Source organism: Luteolibacter sp. Y139 (assembly GCF_038066715.1).
In the GTDB taxonomy this organism is placed as follows: Bacteria; Verrucomicrobiota; Verrucomicrobiia; order Verrucomicrobiales; family Akkermansiaceae; genus Haloferula; species Haloferula soli.
Genome location: NZ_JBBUKT010000007.1, coordinates 121,479 through 140,994, shown reverse-complemented (window position 1 = coordinate 140,994; position 19,516 = coordinate 121,479). Strand labels below are relative to the sequence as shown.

Here is a 19,516-nt window from a genome sequence, read left to right as displayed (position 1 = left end):
GATGAAGTACGACTTCCTCGACAGTGGTCTGCTTGCCCGGCTCGGCTCGATTCCGGTTGAGACGCGGGTGCCGATGCTCGGCAATGTGGCTGGCAAACACCGCTCGCCGCATCGCGGATCCTCGGTCGAGTTTGCCGAATATCGCAAGTATGTTCCCGGCGACGACACCCGCCGCCTCGACTGGAAGGCCTTCGCTCGCTCCGACCGGTTTTACATCAAGGAATTCGAAGCCGACACCAACCTCCGCGCCTACTTCGTCGTCGATGCCTCGGGCTCGATGAAGTTCCAAGGCCAAGGCGAGTCGAAGATCACCTACGCCAACCGCATCGCCGCCTCGCTCTCCTACCTGCTCGTCAACCAAGGCGACGCCGCGGGACTGTCCGTCTGCACGGACAAGCTCCACCTCGAAGTCCCGCCCAGCCGCCGCCCGGCGCACTTGCAGTATATCTTCGACACCATCGGCAAGCTGGAGCCATCCGGAGAAACCGGCCTCGTCCCAGCCCTCCACACCATCGCGGAGAAGATCGGCCAACGCGCATTCGTCGTCATCCTCTCGGACCTCTTCACCGATCCGCAGGCCTTCTCGGATGCCCTCCAGCACCTGCGCTATCGGAAGCACGATATCTGCGTCTTCCACCTGATGGACCCGCAGGAACTCGGCTTCGAGTTCGATCGACCCCATCGCTTCGTCGACATGGAGGACGGCACCTCGCTGGTCGTGGAACCCACCCTCATTGCCGACGAGTATCACCGCGCCCTCCGTGAGTTCCTCACCACGGTGAAAGCCAAGTGTCACGACGCCGCGGCCGATTACCAGCTCGTCCCGACCAATACGCCGTTGGAGCCGCTCTTGCGTGAGTTCCTCACCGCCCGCCTGCCGAAGAAAGGCCACTCATGAGCTTCCTCCAGCCACTGCTGCTCTGGGGCCTGCTCGCCGCGGCGATCCCGATCATCATCCACCTGCTCAATCGCAGGCGGCACAAGACCGTCATGTGGGCGGCCATGCAGTTCCTGCTCAAGGCCACCCGCGAATCGCGCGGCAAGAAGCGCCTGCGCCACATCCTTATCCTCACCTGCCGCGCACTCGGCGTTGCCGCCCTTGCCGCCGCCGCCGCGCGTCCCTTGCTCAGCAATGTGATTGGCTGGAGCAGCGGCAAGCCGGACCTGGTGGTGCTGCTGTTAGACCGCTCCGCGAGTATGGAGGCCACGCCGAAGAACGGCACCGTCCCCCGTCGCGAGCTCGCCTTGGAACGAGTGAAGAGCGCCCTCGCCGATCTTGAAGGCACGCGGCTCGTGCTGATCGATAGCGCCTCCTCCCAGCCGCAGGATGTCCCCAGCCCGGATGTCCTCACCTCGATCTCCTCGACCGCCGCCACCGATACCGCTGCCGACCTCTCCACCCTCGCCTCGCGCGCTGCGGAGTTCCTTTCAGAAACACCGGGCCGCGCCGAAGTCTGGATCGCCTCCGACATGCAGGCCACCAGTTGGCAACCGCAGAACGACCGCTGGGCAACGGTCCGCGCAGCTCTCTCCTCGCTTCCGGAGAAGCCGAAGCTTCGCGTCCTCTCCCTCGGCGGTGAAGCCTCGCCCAATCAATCGATCCGCCTTCTCTCCTCCCGCCGCGCCGGTGCACAGCTCGTGCTCGATATCGAGATCACCCGCAACGACGACGCCGCGACTCCCGTCAATCTGCCCCTGACCGCAACCCTCAACGGCGTTCGTAGTACTTCCAACGTCACCCTCGCCGGCCAAGTCTTCCGCTTCCGCAAGACCCTGCCGATCCCGGCCAATGAAGACTCCGGCTACGGCTGGCTCTCCATCCCCGGCGACGGCAATCTCCGCGACAATGTCGCCTTCTTCGCCTATGGCCCGGCACGCCCGGTGAAGAGCCTGCTGGTCGCGCCTCCGGGCGAAGCGGCCGACTACCTCGCCATCGCCGCCGCTCCCGGCGGCCACCATGGGCAGCTCGTCGAGCGTCTCGATCCCGCCCAGCTTGCCCGCCTCGATACCGAAGGCGTCGCCGCCATCTTCTGGGTTGCCCCGCTGCCCACCGGCCAGGTCGCCGAGTCGCTCGTCCGCTTCCTGACAGAAGGCGGCCAAGTCCTCTTCTTCGCCCCGCAGGCGGACAGCGATGCCACCTTCGCCGCGATGAAGTGGTCTCCCGTCACTCAGTCGGAGGACGGCAAATACTTCATCATCGACTCGTGGGATCACGACGATGGCCTGCTGCGTGACGGCCTCGATGGCACCCAAGTACCTGCCGATCATCTCAAGGCGGTGAAGCGCCGGCTGCCCGATGGCGAAGGCACCACGCTCGCCCGTTGGGATGATGGCCGCCCGTTCCTCTCGCGCCGGGTCTTCGACCGCGGCACCGCATGGTTCATCAGCTCCGTGCCGGACTACACCTGGTCGAATCTCGCCGATGCTGACGTCCTGCTGCCGGTCAGCCAACGCCTCGTCATCGAAGGCGCCCAGCGTTTCGACACCGGCTACCTCGCCACCATCGGCAGCCGCGCGGCTCAGCCACGTCCCGGCGAAGGCCGCCTGCGGCTCGACGACTACGGTGCGCCCGTCCCTTCAAACGAGGCCTATGAGGCGGGCATCCACCGCTTCGGCGAGCGCACCATGGCTCTCAATCGCCCCGCCGCGGAAGACGACTTGGAATTGCTGGAAAACGGCGAGGCCAAGAGCCTCTTCGAGGGCCTCGATACCACCTTCTTCGAGGACCATAGCACCACCACCCGCGCGAATGGCAGCCAGCCGCTGTGGCAGGCCTTCCTCGTCGCCATGCTGGTCCTGCTGCTCGCGGAGGCCATCCTCTGCCTCCCGAAGAAAAGCAGCAACGCATCCCCCCTCCCGGGTCGCCCGACCAACGCCTGATCTCCCTTGTCCTTCCACCTCTACAACCTGCACTTCTCCCCCACCCCGGCCACCCTGGCGATCGGACTGATCGTGCTCGTGGCGGTAGGTGTTCTGTGCGTGCTGTCGTGGAAACGCAGCCCGCATCCGAGGCGCACTGCCGCGCTGGAGTCACTGCGCTTCTTTTGTGCGCTGCTCGTCGTGCTTCTGCTGTGGAAGCCCGAGTGGCTGACCGTCCTTCATCCGGAGACCAAGCCTCGCATCGCCATCCTTTGGGACGCATCGCGCTCCATGCAGACGCTCGATGCCGAAATGCCGGACATCCTTTCCCCGCAGCGCGGTGTCGTCTCGCGCGCCGAGTGGACCAAGGCCGCACGCGATAGCCCGCTCTGGGATGCGCTCGAAGAAGGCGGGAAGAATGAGCTGGTGGACCGTTCCTTCGGCGAACCGCCCACCGATCCCGCCGCCGCGGCAATCTCCGGCACCGACCTCTCCACGCCGATCGAAGACCTGTTGGAGAACGAAACCAATCTCCGCGCGGCAGTTCTTCTCTCCGATGGCGACTACAATACCGGCCAGCCGCCGGTCGTCGCCGCGCAAAAGATGCTCCAGCGCGGCGTGCCGCTCTTCACCATCCCGGTCGGCAGCAAGAAGCGCCTTCCCGACCTCGATATGCTCGCGGTGACCGCACCCGCATACGGCATCGTCGGCGAGAACGTCCAGATCCCCTTCACCATCCGTTCCTCGCTGGATCGCGAGGTCCGCACCATCGTCCGCCTCCGCGACGATGCCGGCCGCGAGAAGACCAAGGAAATCGTCCTCCCTCCCGGCGAACCGACCTACGATGCCATCCTCTGGCGGATCGAGAAGGAAGGCTCGGCCACGCTCGAACTCTCCGTCCCGGTCGCCGATGGCGAGCGCATCGAAGCGAACAACTCGAAAAAGTTCACCCTCGCCGGCCGCCCCGAGTCGATCAAGGTGCTGGTCATCGATACCCTGCCGCGCTGGGAATACCGCTACCTGCGGAATGCCCTCTCGCGCGACCCCGGCGTCGAGCTTTCCTGCCTGCTCTTCCACCCGCAGCTCGGCAAGGGCGCCGGACCGGATTACATTCAGGATTTCCCCTCGAAGCCCGAGGAGCTTTCCAAATACGACGTCATCTTCATCGGCGACGTCGGCGTCGCTCCCGACCAGCTTACCAAGGAGCAATGCGAGCTGCTGCGCGGCCTGGTGGAAAACCAGGCCAGCGGCATCGTCTTCATGCCCGGCCCGCAGGGGAACCAGTTCAGCCTGTTAGACACGGCCCTCGGCGACCTCATCCCCGTCGTCTACGACGAGACGACCAAGGGCGGCTTGAATGACCCCGTCGCCTCGCCACTCGCACTGACCGGCGAAGGCCGCAGTTCGCTCCTCACCATGTTGGCCGATTCGGAGGAAGCGAATCCGGACGTCTGGCGCAGTCTTCCCGGCTTCCACTGGCATGCTCCCGTGCTGAAGTCGAAGGGCGGCACCGAAGTGCTCGCCGTGCATGCCAACCGCCGCGGTCGCTTCGGCCCCATCCCGCTCATCGTCACGAAGTCCGCCGGCAACGGCAAGGTGCTCTTCATGGGCATCGACTCCGCCTGGCGCTGGCGCCGCGGCGTCGAGGACAAGTATCACTACCGTTTCTGGGGCCAGGTCGCACGCTGGATGTCCTACCAACGGAACATGGCCGCCGGCCAACGCGTGCGCCTCTACTTCACCCCCGAGCGCCCGATCCCCGGCGACACGGTCACCTTCAATGCAAACGCCTTCGACAAGAACGGCGCGCCGCTTCAGGAGGGCAACGTCTACGTCGATGCCATTGCCCCCGACGGCACCAAGGAGCGCGTGGTGCTTGAAAAGAACGATACCGCCTGGGGAGCCTACTCCGGCCGCATGCGCATCAGCCTGCCCGGCGAATGGAACCTCAAGGCATCCATCGACGAAGCCGGTGCCGAAGCGGTGGAAACCAAGCTACTCGCCCAAGGCGTGGAACTCGAGCAAACCGGCCAACCCGCCCGGCCCGATGTCCTCCAGGAAATGGCCCGCATCGCCCGCGGCCGCATGATTTCCCCCGAGCAGCTTCCGGACCTCATCAAGGAGATCACCACCCTCCCCGAGCCACGTCCCATCGAAAACCGTATCTCCCTCTGGTCACACTGGGCCACCGTCGCGGTGCTGGTCCTGCTGCTCGCGATCTTCTGGACCGGCCGGAAGCTGAACGGCGCGTTCTAAGCGAACCGGTCATGTCCTCCGTTTGGCAGGTGGGAACAAATCACTCGCGACGAGCGGGGCTCACCTGCCTGCTCTTGGCACTGCTTCTTTTTGGAGTCTTCCAGTTTCGGACCGCGGGCAGCACGATTTCGCTCACCTTCACGCCTTTTACAGTGGCGTCATATTCACGAGATGGCAGCGCCAATAACGTGGAAGTCCGCCCGTTCAAAGGATACGAGATCTGGCAGGAGATGCTCAATCGCTTCTCCAAGCGTCGCCCGCGTCCCCTAGGCGAGTCCGTTGTCGCTTCATGCTTGGCCACCGGCACCCTCCTGGTGATCGCCAGCCCCTTTCTGTTAGGAGTATTTGGTCGTTCGCGCATCCTGTGGTGGCTCGTGTTTGCGATTTCCGTGCTGGTGGCCGCGGGAATCACCGGATCGGTGAGCTGGTGTCGCTTGTTCGACGAGGCCAGTCCCATTCCATGGAATAATCCAACGGGACTCACTCCACTCCTTCTGTTCCCTCTGTCGCATCTCTGCGGGATGCTCCTCATTCGGCCGGCGAAAGGCGCCCAACTCTCATAGCTACTCATCGTGGTAGCTGGCTGCCGCAATAGCTCCGCCTATCGTGGCGACTGCCATGAAACCCAGCCGGCTCCTTTCCCTGACGCTTGCCGTCGCTCCGCTCTCCCCCGCTCCGCTGACGGCGCAAGCCACGGCGGAGATCCTCACTCCCAAGCCGTCGGCCGAGCCTCGGATCAACGGCCCCAAGATCTTCGGCGTGCGACCCGGCTCGCCCTTCCTCTTCACCATCCCCGCCACCGGCGAGCGTCCGATGAGCTTCGCGGCGAAGGGCTTGCCCGCCGGCCTCCAGCTCGACCCTGCCACCGGCCGGATCACCGGCACCCTGAAGGAACGCGGCACCCACGATGTCATCCTTTCCGCGAAGAACTCACGCGGCACCGCCGAGAAGCCCTTCCGCATCGTCGTTGGCGACACCATCGCCCTGACCCCGCCGATGGGTTGGAACAGCTGGAACTGCTGGGGCGGCCAAATCGACCAGCAGAAGACGCTCGCCGCAGCCCAAGCCATCGTGCGCCACGGCCTCGACCAACACGGCTGGACCTACATCAACATCGACGACGCATGGCAAGGCAAGCGCGGCGGCCCGCACCAAGCCATCCAGCCGGATCCCAAGCGCTTCCCCGACATGAAGGAGCTGTGCGACGAGATCCACGGCATGGGCCTCAAGGTCGGCATCTACTCGACACCTTGGGTCACCACCTACGCCCGGCGCATTGGTGGCTCCTCCGAGAACGAGAACGGCGACTGGACCTCTCCCGGCAATGGCCCGAAGACCGTGAACAAAAAGATCCTCCCGTGGGCCATCGGTAGATACTCGTTCGCCAGGAACGATGCCAAGCAGTGGGCCGAGTGGGGCATCGATTACCTGAAATACGACTGGAACCCCATCGAAGTCCCCGAGACCGCTGAAATGGAAAAGGCCCTGCGTGAGTCAGGCCGTGACGTGGCGCTCAGTCTTTCTAACAGCACCCCGTTCCAGAGCATCGGCGACCTCAGCAAGCTCGCCAACTGCTGGCGCACCACCGGCGACATCAAGGACACCTGGGACAGCATGTCGAAGAAGGGCTTCACCCAGGACAAGTGGGTTTCCTTCCAGCAGCCCGGCCACTACAACGACCCGGACATGCTGGTGGTCGGCCACGTCGGTTGGGGCAAGCCACATCCGACCAATCTAACAGCCGACGAGCAATACACTCACATCAGCATCTGGGCTCTCCTTTCCGCGCCGCTGCTACTCGGCTGCGACTTGGAGAAGCTGGACGATTTCACCCTCGGCCTGCTCACCAATGACGAAGTGATCGCCGTGAATCAGGACATCCTCTGCAAGCAAGCAGTCAAGGTAGCCGGAAATGACAAGCGGGTCGTCTTCGCCAAGCCGCTTGAAGATGGCTCGCGCGCGGTCGGCTTGTTCAATCTCGGCGACCAGCAGGAATCCGTGGAGGTGAAGTGGAGTGACCTCGGCATCCACGGCACCCAGACCGTACGCGACCTCTGGCGGCAGAAGGATCTCGGAACGTTCGCGGATGGATTCTCCGCACCCATCGCTCCCCATGGCGTGGTGCTGGTGCGGGTGATGCCGTCGAAATGAATTCCGCACTCCCCTTGAATCATCTCTGCTGCTAGAACCAATCGATGCCCCGTTTCCCACGACTTGTCGTGTTAGCCATCGCGATGCTCTGCGCTACCGCGATGGCGCAGGACACCGGGGACCTCCGCTTCGCCACACGCTCGTGGGAGACCGACCAAGGCATGCCGCACAATGGAGTGAATGCCATTCACCAGCGGCCGGATGGCTTCCTCTGGGTCGCCACGCAAGGTGGCCTTGTCCGCTTCGATGGCATCGAATTCGTCCAGCGCCGTTCGCCGTTGCTCAAAAGCGCACGGACCTCCCGCGTGATGGAGCTCATCGACGAGAATCCGGAGACCCTTCTCATCGCCTGCGACCAAAGCGGGCTCGTCAGGCTCACGGACTCAGGCTTCTCCATTCATCCGCTGAGCGAACAGCTGGGAGACTCCCTCCGCATCATCGCGCTCTTTCAAGAGGCGTCCGATGTCTTCTGGGTGCTCTCGGAGAACCGTCAGGTCTGGCGGTGGGATCACGGCAAGGTGCTGCATTTCCCGCGCGAACCATCGACGCAAATCCAGACACCCGGTTCGCTCGCGATGGATCGCTCCGGAACGGTTTTCCTTGCCCGGGGAAACGGCTTGGAACGGTTCGATGGCAAGTCATTGCTGCCCGTGCCCGAGATCCCCGCGAAAGCGGTAACCATCGCCTCCTCCGGCACCGGCGGCCTCTGGATCGCCTCGGGTGATGCACTGTGGCGTTGGGACGGAGGCTCACTGGCACAGGTGGCCGCCACCACCCCATGGGCCACCGCTCCACCCGCCGCCTTGTTAGAAGATGGCGAAGGCGCGGTTTGGATCGCTACGAAGTCGAACGGCTTGTTCCGCTGCACGGGGACTTCGTTCCAGCCGATCCAGACGTCTCACCCGCGGATGGCATCGCTCTGCCGGGATGCCGAAGGCAACATCTGGGCCGGCACCACCGGCGGCGGCCTGAATCTCGTCCAGCCGGCCCGCTTCCAGCTGCTCGATGCCAGCGCCGGCTGGACCCCCGACATCGAAGGCGGTGTCTGCGAGAGCTCACCCGGCCGCATCTGGTTCGCCAATAGCGGCGTCGGACTGCGCCGTGTTAGCGAAGGAAAACTCCACCCGCCACCTGACTTGGCGGGCTGGCCGGCAAAGGCAGTCGCCGTTTTTCCAGATGCCACAGGACGGATCTGGTTCGGCTCACTCAACCGTGTCGGCCACGTGACCGGCGATTTGAGCCAGCCACCCGAGTTTATCGACCTGCCTCCATTGGGCAGGGTTCATGTCCTCCACGCTACCCGCGATGGCACCATCTGGGCCGGCGGCGAAGGCAAGCTGCTGGCCAGCGTGCAGGATGAAAAAGTCACTCTCTACAACGAGTCCCATGGCTACACCGGCACGCAGGCTCAGGCCATTTGTGAAGATTCCTCCGGAGCGCTGTGGGTGGGCACCGAGGCAGGCGCGCTATTCCGCGGCAAAGACGGACGCTTCACTCGCCAGACACTTCCCGCTGAACTCGAAGGCACGGGCATCCGCGCCCTGGTCGCCGATGCCGATGGTACCCTTTGGGTCGGCACCGGCGGTGGCGGCCTGCTCGTCGGACGCGGCGGGAAATTCACGACCATCGATCAGGAGCAGGGCCTGCCGGACGAGGTGATCTCGCAGCTATCATCAGACGACCATGGCGCGCTTTGGTTCGGCACCAGCAACTCCTTGTTCAAGGTGGACAAGAAAGAGCTGATCCAGTGCGCGGAGGGAAAGATCGCCACCGTGACTCCGGTGAAATTCGCCGGCGCAGATGGCTTGCCGGGCTTTTCCGCCGCAGCCAACTACCAACCGTCGTCGTGGAAGACTCACGATGGACGTTTGCTTTTCGTCTCGCGCAAGGGTCTCGTCATCGCCGATCCTTCACCCCAGGCCCAGACGCGACAGGGCCCTCACGTCCACATCGAGAAACTGCTGGCCGACAACAAGGCGACGGCACTCGACGCTGCGCGACTTCCCTCCTCCACGCGCAAGCTGGAGTTCCTCTTCACCGCGCCCACCTTCGTCTCGCCGGAGAAAGTCCGTTATCGCTATCGCCTCGCTCCATTTGAAAGCGAGTGGAACGACGCTGGGATCCAACGCAGCGCCACCTACTCGCAGCTCAAGCCCGGTCGCTATCGCTTTGAATTGATGGCAGCCAATAGCGACCTCGTCTGGAGCCCTCGCGCAGCGGTGATGCCGATCGAGGTTGTCCCCGCATGGTGGGAAACCTGGTGGGCCCGCACGCTCGGACTTCTCACCGGCGCCACGCTTCTCGCTCTTGCTGTGCGCTACTGGTCTCACCAGCGGCTGAAGGCACGCCTGTTAGAGTTGGAGGCCACCCGGAGAGTCGATCTCGAACGCTCCCGCATCGCCCGGGATCTTCACGATGGCCTCGGTGCCAGCCTCACCCAGATCGGCATGATGGCCGAGGAACTCGCGGAAGACGTCACCGAACCGGACGAGATGAAAGACTACTCCGTGCGCCTCGCCGGCCGTGTGCGCGAGATCGCCCGCGACCTCGATGCCGCCGTGTGGACGGTCAGCCCGCAGAATGACACCCTGGCCGCCCTCTCTTCCTACATCTGCCAATACGCCATCGAATACTTCCGCGATTCCCCCCTGCGTTGCCGCGTGAATGTCGAGCCGGAGATTCCCGAGCAATCGCTGTCACCGGACGCCCGTCACCACCTCTTCCTCACCGCCAAGGAGATCATGAACAATGCACTGAAGCACTCCGGCGCGAGCCACCTCGATCTCGATATCCGCGTCACGGATGGCAGCTTCCACCTCGGCTTCCGCGACGACGGCCATGGCTTCTCCGAAAGCGCGGAAACCAGCGGTCGTCACGGATTGCAGAACATCCGCGAACGTGTCATGGAATTGGGTGGCTCGGTCGAAATCCAAAGCTCCGCCCAAGGCACCTTTATCACCGTCCTCGTCCCGCTTTCCACGTAATCCCCATGCCCATCACCGTCGCTATCGTCGAAGACAACGTCGAGATCCGCGAGATGCTCACGCGGACCGTCGAGCGCGCGGCCAGTCTCACCTTCCTCCAGAGCTACCCCAGCGGTGAGGAAGCCCTGGAGCACTTGCCGACGCTCAAGCCAGACGTCGTCATCATGGACATCCAGCTGCCCGGCATCACCGGAGTGGAGTGCACCGCGCGCCTGAAGTCCATCGCACCCTCCATCCAAGTGCTCGTCTTCACCGTCTTCGGCGACGCCGATCTCGTCTTCCAGGCGCTGGAAGCCGGAGCCAGCGGCTACATGCTGAAGCGCACGCCAAGGCAGGAAATCGTCGATGCCGTGAAGGACGTCTGGTTCGGCGGAGCACCCATGAGCGGCGAGATCGCGCGGAAGGTCGTCGAATCCTTCCGCAAGCCGGTCAAGGTGAAGGATCCCGAACTCGAGCAACTCACCAACCGCGAGGAAGAAGTGCTGGCCCTCCTCGCCAAGGGCTACATCACCAAGGAAATCGCCGACCAGATGAACATCAGCTTCGATACCGTGCGCTTCCACCTGAAGCACATCTACCAGAAGCTCCACGTCCGCTCCCGCAGCGAGGCCCTGATCAAATACCTCAAGTGACCGCCCATAAGGGGTGTCGACATCCTGTCGACGCGACGTGGACGGCAGGTCCACTCTCCGCACAAAAAAAGGCCCCGGAGACTCACATCCCCGGGGCCAATCGTAAACTTGCCGAAGTCCGGCTTAGTTCGCCGCGTACTTCACACCGCAGCCGTAGGGCTGGGTCTTCGCCTTCGCCACGGCCTTCCCCGCGAGCACCGCATCCAGCGCATCCGAGATGTAGCTGTCCGCCGTCTCAAGGTCCTTCACATCCGTGGTCGCCTTGGAATCGATCGCGCCGTTGTAGGCGACCTTGCCTTCCTTATCGATCACGAACAGGTGCGGCGTGGTCTTGGCACCGTAGGCCTTGCCGACCTTACCGTCGCCATCGAGGACGACTTGGCTGGCCTTGTTGCCATCCTTCTTGGCGCGCTCGCCGAGTTCGGTCGCAGCGAGGCTGCCCTCCGCTCCACTGGCCGAGGAATTGATGGTGATCCACACCACATCCTTGCCGGTGTATTTCTCCTGCAGCTTCGGGATGTTCCCGCTGCTGTAGTGCTTCTTCACAAACGGGCAGTCGAAATTGACCCATTCAAGCACCACCACCTTGCCCTTCTGGGCGGCGAGAGTGACTTCTTCGCCCTTCGTGTTTTTCACGGTGAAGGCGGGAGCGGCATCGCCCGGCTCAACGGCCCAAGCGGTGGCGGAGCAAATCATGGCACCGAGCACGGCGCCGAGGAACGTGTGTTGTTTCATGGTTTCGATGGGGTAGGGTTCGAGTTTGAGACGGTGTCGAGGAGTGGCGGGCTGTCCAATGGAAATCCCGTCACTTCTTCTCTCGCCATGACACGATCAGCGGGCGCTCAAGCTTCCCACCAGCCAGGACGATATCGAGTAGAGTCGCCGGGCCCTCGGCATATTCACTCTTTTTTGCGAAGGTGAACCACGACTCTTCTCCCAAGCCAATCGTTTCCTTAATATCCACCGGATTTTTGAAGTCGATCCGGCTGAAAGTAAGTTCGTCAGCCGCATCGACCACGTTCTTGCTCGCTGGAAAAACCTTCACTCCGGTGAGATCGAGATCGGGATTCGAGGTATTGCTCAGGGCCAAAAACAAGCGCCCACCCTCCCTCTCCAGGACAAACAAGCTCGGCGATTTGTCGGAAACTTGAGGGATCTTCTTCTCTGCCTCCACCAGCACCGCCGCGTCCTTGCCAGCAGCGCCATCTCCGACCGTAAGCTTCACCGAAAGCTCCACATCACCGGGCACGCAGGCGCTTTCGTTGCACGTCAGCCACGAAAGCTTCACCTTCAGCTCGGCCTCACCCTTCGCACTCGCGGGCGGAGTCAAATCCACGCGATAAATCGCCTCGCCCTCATAACCAAATCCGGGCAGGTCGCCGGTCTTGAAGCGCTTCGGCACTGGGGCCTTGAGCTCCCCTGCCTTCCAGCCCGCGGGTAGCGTCCACTTGGCCGACATCGGCATCCCGCCCTCACCGGGATTCACCCAGTAGCTGTGCCAGCCGGGCTCGATCTTCAGCTTGATCCCGACCGGCACCGTCTTGCCGGGCTGATACGAGGCCACACCGGCGATCAACTCGGCGTCGGCATGGCCGGATTTCTCGGCAGCAAGCGCGGTCATCGCGAACGGCAAGCTGGCAGCAATGAGGGCTGAAATTTTCATCCCTGCCATCCAAGCGCGGATTTCCCCGCCCTGCCACCCGTTTGTTTCGTCACTCCACCGCGACCTTCTCGAAACCCTTCTCGCCGCCGACCCAGCGATTCAGCTCCAGCTTCCCCGTCTGCTTCCCGTCCTTGGTCCCATTAACAGCCAGATAAAACAACCCATCCCCCAAGGACACGATCCCCACATCCGCCTTTTGGAACCATCCCCTCACCCTGCTGGCATCATCACGCAATCCCTCCGGAGCCAGCGGCAACAGCAGCCCGCTCTCCCCGCTACCGGCGAGCTTCTCAGAAACCGGCTTCGCCCCAGCTTCCACCGCGAACATCGTGTAGTTCGGAAACGACGGCTTCTTCCCCGCATACACACCCATTAGCCAGCGCTTGCCCGCCTCGTCATACTCTAGGTTCTGCACCCCGTAGGTCGTGTTCCCGGTGTAGAGGAAATACTTCCCATCCACCTTCTCCGGCCCGCTGCGATGCGGCGCAGCCTCCACCAACGGACGCGCATACCGCGCCACCCAATCACTCGCATCGTACTGAAGCAGCACCTGATGATCGTTATCCGCCCGCTTGGTATTCCCATAAATCCCATAAGCCACCGTCAGCAATGACGTCCCTCCAGTCTCACCAAAGCGTGGCCCGAAGCTCACGCCATCGATCCCACTGCACCCATAGCGATGATCCGCCGTGTCGCCCGTATTCCCATCAAACACGCCGTCACCATTCATGTCGGCCGTGTAGTCGTTCACAACCTCGGCGAGATGTACCGTCTGGAAGATGTCCGAGCCCTGCGCCTGCATCTCCGTCCGGTCGATTTTCTCTCCATCGATGACCGCGATATAGAACGCCTTCTGCTCCTTGTACTCCAGCGAACCATATACCCGCCCATCCGCCTCGTTGAAATCCAGATCACCGAGATGGCCGGTGAATCCACCGAGAGTCCCGAGCACCTCTCCCTTCAAGTTCGTCTTCACCAGCAACGTGGTGAACGAGAAATAAACATACCCCCGCTGCCGATCCACCGCGACGCCCTGGACATGCGACGTCTTCCAGGCACCGCCATCCACCGACAATGGATAACGCGCCGACGACCTGTTAGACGGCTCCGCATGGGCCGGCATCCCGCCCATGACCAGCGCCGCGGAAAGCGCGGCGAGCAGCTTCGATTTCTCAGCGTGGCAGCGTCTTCCCCGCGCCTCTCTTCTCGCGGCGATACGCCGTAGGCGCTTGGCCCATGTGCTTGCGGAATTGGCGGGAGAAATCACTGTGGTCATAGAAGCCGGCCTCGAGTGCGACCTCGGTGATCGGCAGGTTGGTGGTGGCGAGCAGTTCACAGGCTTTGATCACCCGCATCCGCATCAGGTAACTACGCGGCGTGGTCTGGAACGTCTTGCGGAACTTGCGTTCGAACTGCCTCACCGAGAGACCCGCGATCTGTGCCAGTTCTGACACCTCCAGCCGTTCGCGGAAGTTCGTCTTCAGGTGCTCCGCCACCTCGGCGAGTTCCAGGTAGGGCTGGATCGCCGCGCGCTGTTCTTCATAGCTTCGCACCGTGCCGCACAGGCCGCACACCTCACCCGTCTTGTCGAACAGCGGCAGCTTGTCGGTGATGAACCACTCCGGCTTCCCCTGCGAATTCGGGAACAGCTCGATCAAGCCAAGCAGCGGCTGCTTGGTCTGGATCACCTTCTCATCGTCGCGGTGGTACTTCTCCGAAAGCCGCGGTGGAAAGATCTGTTTGTCCGTCAGCCCCACGATCTGGTCCTCACGCAGGAAACCGCATCGTTTCACGAAAGCGGGGTTTCCTGCCATCAGGCGCCCCGCCCGGTCCTTGGCGAAAAACAGGGTGCCGGGAAGGTGGTCGAAGAGGTGCCGGAATTGCCCCGGGGGGAGATCCTCCAGCCATTTGCGGCGGTCGTTGGGTGTGTCCACTGGCAAAAACATACAAGTCCTTCCCGCAATCCTACAAGCTATCTTAGCGTTTCTGCACCAGCTTGAAATTCCACCCGGTTGCGTCACGTTGCCTGCCGCGATCGAACCCATTGCCACCAAGTTCATGCAAGCCATCCGCCTGACGCTCCTACTGCCACTCGCCGCCCTCGGGGCGGTTTTGGCCAAGCCGCTAGTCGCTCCGAAACCGGAAGCGCGGCGCCTTGAAGTCCTGTTCTTCGGTGCCCCGACCTCAAACGGCGCGCACCACGATCCCATCACCCGCTACCGCGTCATCAAGCGCACGCTCGGCGTCGAGGGCATCGACTTCACCTACACCCAGGACCCCGCCGAGGCACTCAATGCCGAGACGCTTTCCCACTACGATGCCCTGATGATGTACGGCAACTGGGAGCAAAACAATCCCATGCCCGCCGACCAGCTCAAGGCGCTGAAGGACTACGTCGAGGGCGGCGGTGCCTTCCTCCCCATCCACTGCGCCTCCGCCTGCTACGGCGGCTCGCCGGATTTCATCAAGCTCGTCGGCGGCCACTTCAAGAGCCACGAGACCGACACCTTCAAGGTCACCAACGTCAACAAGACCCACCCGATCATGGGGGGCTACAATGGCTTCTCCGCGTGGGATGAAACCTACGTCCACGACCAGCTGTCCGATGACCGCGTGATCCTCGAGAAGCGCGACCAGGAGCCATGGACCTGGGTCCGCGAGCAGGGCAAGGGCCGCATCTTCTACACCGCCGCCGGCCACGACCATCGCGTCTGGGACCTGCCGGAATACCAGGACCTCCTCAAGCGCGCCATCTACTGGAGCGTCGGACCGGAGAAATACAAGAAGCTGCAGGCGCTCAAGCTGCCCAAGCTGGAGCAGGAAAAGGTCGAGCTTCCCGGCTACGTGAAGCACCAGCTCATCACCGAGGCGCAGAAGCCGCTTTCCCCCGAGGAGTCGATGAAGCTCGCACAGGTCCCCGCGGGATTTGAGCTTTCGCTGTTCGCCGCCGAGCCGGACATCGTGAACCCGATCTTCGTGAATTGGGATCAGAAGGGCCGCGCCTTCGTCATCCAGACCGTCGACTACCCGAACAACCTGCACGCGGGTAACATCGGCAACGACAAGATCATCATCTGCGAGGACACCGACAAGGATGGCCGCGCCGACAAGTTCACCACCTTCGCCGACAAGCTCTCCATCCCGACCTCGCTGGTCTTCGCCAATGGCGGCGTGATCTGCACCAATGGCAGCGAAATGCTCTTCCTCCAGGACACCAACGGCGACGACAAGGCCGACGTCCGCAAGGTGCTCTTCACCGGCTTCAACATGGGCGACACCCACGCCGGTGTCTCGAATCTCCGCTACTGCCCGGATGGCTGGATCTACGCCACCATCGGCTACTCCGGTTTCAGGGGGAACGTCGGAGGCAAGGATTTCAATTTCAACCAGGGCGTCTTCCGCTTCAAACCGGATGCCTCCCAACTCGAATACCTCCAGCCGACCACCAATAACACCTGGGGCTTCGGCATCACCTCGGACTTCGACAAGATGGGCTCCACGGCGAACGCCAACCCGTCTTTCTACCTGACCTTCCCCGACGCTGCCTACCAGTCCGCCGGCATGAAGGCCCCGCGCACCCCGCGTGCGGATGACAATCCGATCTTCAACCCCAGCTCGGCGGACATCCGCCAGGTGGACCAGTTTGAAAGATACACCGCAGGTGCAGGCCACGCCTTCTACACCTCGGAGCGCTTCCCGGCAGAGTGGCGCGAGCGCACCGCCTTCGTCAGCGAAGGCACCGGCAAGCTCGTCGGCACCTTCGAAGTCACCCGGCAGGGCGCTGGCTACAAGTCCGTCCAGCGCTTCAATAACCTCTACAACAGCGCCGATGCCTGGTCCGGCCCGGTCTGCGCCGAAGTCGGCCCCGATGGCGCCATGTGGGTCTGCGATTGGTACAACCTGATCATCCAGCACAACCCGACGCCGAACAAGGCGGGCTCCGGCCTCGACGCCAAGACCGGCAAGGGCAACGCCTACGAAACCCCGCTGCGCGATACCCAGTACGGCCGCGTTTACCGCATCTACCCGACCGGCTCCAAGGACGACACCAACCCGAACCTGGATCCGGCCAAGCCGGACAGCCTGATTGCCGGACTCGATTCCACGAACCTGTTCTGGCGCATGCACGCCCAGCGCCTGATCGTGGAAGGTGGCATGAAGAACCTCGCGCCGAAGCTGACCTCGCTCGCCGCCGCCGGCACCAAGGGCTCAGCCCACGCCGTCTATGCCCTCGCCCAGCTCGGCGTTTTGGATGAGTCCACCGCAGTCAACGCGCTCAAGTCGAATGTCCGCGCCGTCCAACGCGCCGGGATCACCGTGGCGACTCCGCAGCAGGTCAAGGAAGCCTACATCAGCGGCGGCAAGATCGACGTGAAGGGTGACCGCGAACTCGCCGATGCGCTCGTTTCCCTGTCCCGTCTCGAAAACGACGCCGACCTTGGCAAGGCGCTCTTCACCCTGATCACCACGGACGAACAGCGCATCACCGCTGACCAGACCCTGAAAGATGCCTGGCAGATCGCTGCGAACCGGAACGCCGCCAGTGTCACCGCCGCCGCCAAGGCCGCCGGTTACACCGCCGATACCGAGCAGAAGCAATCGCCGAACCTGCTGCCGAACCCCGACTTCTCGGAAGTCTCCAATGGCCAGCCCGCAGGCTGGACCGACCTCCGCACTTACGGTGGCAGGGGCACGCCAAAGCTGACCAGCTCGCCTCAGGGCCGCAATGGCTCGCTGGGCCTGTCCATCTCCTCCAGCGATCCGATTGATGCGGGTGCGGCAGTCACCGTGCCCGTCAAGAAGGGCACCCACTATCGCCTCTCCGCTTGGGTCAAGACCATCGACCACAAGCCCGTCGGCGACGGCCCCGGCGCCCTCCTCAATGTCCACGGCGGCGAGCGCACCAACAGCGTGAAAGGCACCAAGGACTGGACCGAGGTCTCCACCGAGATCGATTCCGGTGACCGCACCGAGTTCCTCATCCACTGCCTCTTCGGCGGCTACGGCGGCGCCACCGGCACCGTCATCTATGACGATGTCTCGCTCACGGAAGTCGCTGGCGGCAGCGGAGCCAAGGGCCTCATCGCCGCACTCGCCTCGAAGGCCGCTGGTGCCCCGGATCCGAATGTCGTCGTGAAGAAGTTCAAGCCCGACGCCGAAGTCCACAAGCGCGGTGCCGATGTCTACGGCATGACCTGCATCGCCTGCCACCAGCCCACCGGTGCCGGCCTCGAAGGAGCCTTCCCTCCACTCGACAAGTCCGAGTGGCTCACCGGCGACCCGACCGTGCCGATCCGCATCGTCATCAATGGCCTCGAAGGACCCGTCAAGGTCGCCGGCCACGACTATGCCAACGTCATGGCCGCCCTCGGCCCGGCCCTGAATGACCAGCAGATCTCCGACGTCCTCACTTACGTCCGCCAGAGCTGGGCAAACGACGCCGAAGCCGTCACCCCCGCCCAAGTGAAGGAAATCCGCGACAAGTACAAGGGCCGCACCACCTCCTGGACCGCCAAGGAGCTCGGCCACTGAAGCCAGCGGAGATCACACGTCTCAATTCCCAAGAGCCGGTCGCAAGACCGGCTCTTTTTCTTTCTAGTATCCTCGCCTGCCGTCTCTTCGACCGCGTAGCGGTCACGGACAAGATTCCGGACAGATGCCTGTCGCATCGCGACAAAGGAACCCGCGCCCTTGCCGCCCTAACAAAACCTCTCGCCTACCCTATCGCCCCCACCTGCAACCAATCCCCAGACGAAACCCGTTTAGCCTCCTCCACCGGCCCCTTCCATTCATAAGCCCAGGCAAGCATCACCTCTCCATCCCCCGTCGTCACCTCCGCCTTCACCCGCCGATACTCGGCACCCTCAATCTCATTCGCCGAGATCCCCTCAAACTCATCCAACGCCGCAAGCTGCCCTGCGCCAACCCGGAAAACATCCCCCTTCACCGTCTCCAATCCCCGCTCTAACACCAGCCCGGGATACCACGAAATCACATACAGCCTCCCCTCAACCTGCCCCGCCGCCACGAACTCCGCGCCATTCATGCGGAACGAATTCGAGCCACCACGGCGCAACGTCCCATAAACAAACACCAACTCCCCCACTTCCTCTGACATGCGGGCATTGTAGCAAGATCGAAGCCACGGTCCACGCCCGACCGCGATTCGAAAAAACCCGGGCCTCGCGTCTACAGCCTACCTTCGGATCGTCTGCACCAGCCACGCCAGCAGCCCGAAGATCGCCAGAACACTCTCCGCCATCGCCACAACGAAAAAGCATCCGAGCAGCCCGTCCCTCTCTCCACGACGCCTCGCCAGCCACAGCGAAAACACCGCCGCAAACGGCGACAGCGCGGCACCAACGACCAACGCGTCCCGCACCAGCCCGGCCATTGGAGTCTTGTAATAGCCCGTGATCGGCGCCGCCAACATCCACAGCGGCGAGGAACTCACACAGATCATGCCGATCAAGGTGAACCAAGGATATCGCCGCAGCCGCTCGGAGAAATCGGGTCGATACTCCTTCATCCAATCACCGGATTGGATCCACCGCGCCGGGTCCACGGGACCGAGCCAGACCCAAGTCCAAGCCTCCAACGCATACCCGTCGTCCAAAAGGGAATGCACCATCACACGTCTCCTCCGCCGATCGCTGCGCTCCCTCTCTTCCGCATCCAGCCCGTCGAGTTCGTCCAGCCGTTGCAACTTGTCGGCACTCATTTGATAGAGTTCGCCCCTCACACTGGGAGAACCCATCTCTCCATCGACCAAACCGGGACCTTCCGGCAAATGATAAAGCGCTCCTGCCACCCTCCCTTCGGCAACGAACTCTGCACTCTTCATGCAATAGGCCTCCGATCCGCCGCGCCTCAGCGGGCCATAGACGAAAACGAGTTCAGAAGAACTTCCAGACACCCCGCTAGCCTAGCAATCCAAAGCAGGTGGTCCACGGCGGACATCAAAGCTACCC

At 63.0% G+C, this 19,516-nt stretch carries 14 protein-coding genes; 8 read left to right on the top strand and 6 right to left on the bottom strand.

Going from position 1 to position 19,516, the window contains the following annotated elements; translation table 11 throughout:
* Position 1 precedes the first annotated feature (1 nt).
* The 7 genes from WKV53_RS17785 to WKV53_RS17755 are packed head-to-tail and all read left to right on the top strand — an operon-like array spanning position 2 to position 10,882.
* On the top strand, positions 2-898 hold the full coding sequence (locus tag WKV53_RS17785; protein WP_341406128.1) for a DUF58 domain-containing protein: 897 nt from the start codon (positions 2-4) through the stop codon (positions 896-898).
* Positions 895-2,880 carry a BatA domain-containing protein gene (locus WKV53_RS17780; RefSeq protein WP_341406127.1) on the top strand — a complete coding sequence of 662 codons (1,986 nt, stop codon included), beginning with the start codon at positions 895-897 and terminating at the stop codon, positions 2,878-2,880. The genes WKV53_RS17785 and WKV53_RS17780 overlap by 4 nt, the downstream gene beginning before the upstream one ends.
* Before the next feature lie 6 nt (positions 2,881-2,886).
* Positions 2,887-5,115 (top strand): hypothetical protein, encoded by a 2,229-nt coding sequence (locus WKV53_RS17775; protein ID WP_341406126.1) that lies wholly within the window; start codon positions 2,887-2,889, stop codon positions 5,113-5,115.
* A gap of 11 nt (positions 5,116-5,126) precedes the next feature.
* Positions 5,127-5,678 carry a hypothetical protein gene (locus WKV53_RS17770; RefSeq protein WP_341406125.1) on the top strand — a complete coding sequence of 184 codons (552 nt, stop codon included), beginning with the start codon at positions 5,127-5,129 and terminating at the stop codon, positions 5,676-5,678.
* A gap of 55 nt (positions 5,679-5,733) precedes the next feature.
* Positions 5,734-7,266, top strand: a complete 1,533-nt coding sequence (locus WKV53_RS17765) for a putative Ig domain-containing protein (RefSeq protein WP_341406124.1) — start codon at positions 5,734-5,736, stop codon at positions 7,264-7,266.
* Between the two features lie 44 nt (positions 7,267-7,310).
* Positions 7,311-10,250 (top strand): sensor histidine kinase, encoded by a 2,940-nt coding sequence (locus tag WKV53_RS17760; RefSeq protein WP_341406123.1) that lies wholly within the window; start codon positions 7,311-7,313, stop codon positions 10,248-10,250.
* Positions 10,251-10,255: 5 nt separating this feature from the next.
* Positions 10,256-10,882 carry a response regulator gene (locus WKV53_RS17755; protein WP_341406122.1) on the top strand — a complete coding sequence of 209 codons (627 nt, stop codon included), beginning with the start codon at positions 10,256-10,258 and terminating at the stop codon, positions 10,880-10,882.
* 123 nt (positions 10,883-11,005) lie between these two features.
* Here the strand turns inward: WKV53_RS17755 and WKV53_RS17750 are convergent, their stop codons facing one another.
* The 4 genes from WKV53_RS17750 to WKV53_RS17735 all read right to left on the bottom strand — a co-directional run bounded on the left by WKV53_RS17750 (position 11,006) and on the right by WKV53_RS17735 (position 14,479).
* Positions 11,006-11,617 carry a redoxin family protein gene (locus WKV53_RS17750; RefSeq protein WP_341406121.1) on the bottom strand — a complete coding sequence of 204 codons (612 nt, stop codon included), beginning with the start codon at positions 11,615-11,617 and terminating at the stop codon, positions 11,006-11,008.
* A gap of 70 nt (positions 11,618-11,687) precedes the next feature.
* On the bottom strand, positions 11,688-12,545 hold the full coding sequence (locus WKV53_RS17745) for a protein-disulfide reductase DsbD domain-containing protein (RefSeq protein ID WP_341406120.1): 858 nt from the start codon (positions 12,543-12,545) through the stop codon (positions 11,688-11,690).
* A 49-nt stretch (positions 12,546-12,594) separates the two neighbouring features.
* Positions 12,595-13,668 (bottom strand): hypothetical protein, encoded by a 1,074-nt coding sequence (locus WKV53_RS17740; RefSeq protein ID WP_341406119.1) that lies wholly within the window; start codon positions 13,666-13,668, stop codon positions 12,595-12,597.
* Between the two features lie 49 nt (positions 13,669-13,717).
* Positions 13,718-14,479, bottom strand: coding sequence for an AraC family transcriptional regulator (locus WKV53_RS17735; protein WP_341406118.1), 762 nt, complete (start codon positions 14,477-14,479; stop codon positions 13,718-13,720).
* Positions 14,480-14,603: 124 nt separating this feature from the next.
* Here WKV53_RS17735 and WKV53_RS17730 point away from each other — a divergent pair, with 124 nt between their 5' ends.
* Positions 14,604-18,077: a PVC-type heme-binding CxxCH protein gene (locus WKV53_RS17730; RefSeq protein WP_341406117.1), complete on the top strand. Its 3,474-nt coding sequence runs from the start codon at positions 14,604-14,606 to the stop codon at positions 18,075-18,077.
* A gap of 184 nt (positions 18,078-18,261) precedes the next feature.
* On the opposite strand, the gene WKV53_RS17725 is transcribed toward WKV53_RS17730, so the two are convergent.
* Together WKV53_RS17725 and WKV53_RS17720 are read right to left on the bottom strand one after the other, a co-directional pair.
* A complete protein-coding gene (locus tag WKV53_RS17725; RefSeq protein WP_341406116.1) occupies positions 18,262-18,663 on the bottom strand; it encodes a gamma-glutamylcyclotransferase family protein in 402 nt (133 codons plus the stop codon).
* Positions 18,664-18,741: 78 nt separating this feature from the next.
* Positions 18,742-19,461 carry a gamma-glutamylcyclotransferase family protein gene (locus tag WKV53_RS17720; protein WP_341406115.1) on the bottom strand — a complete coding sequence of 240 codons (720 nt, stop codon included), beginning with the start codon at positions 19,459-19,461 and terminating at the stop codon, positions 18,742-18,744.
* Between the last annotated feature and the right edge of the window lie 55 nt (positions 19,462-19,516).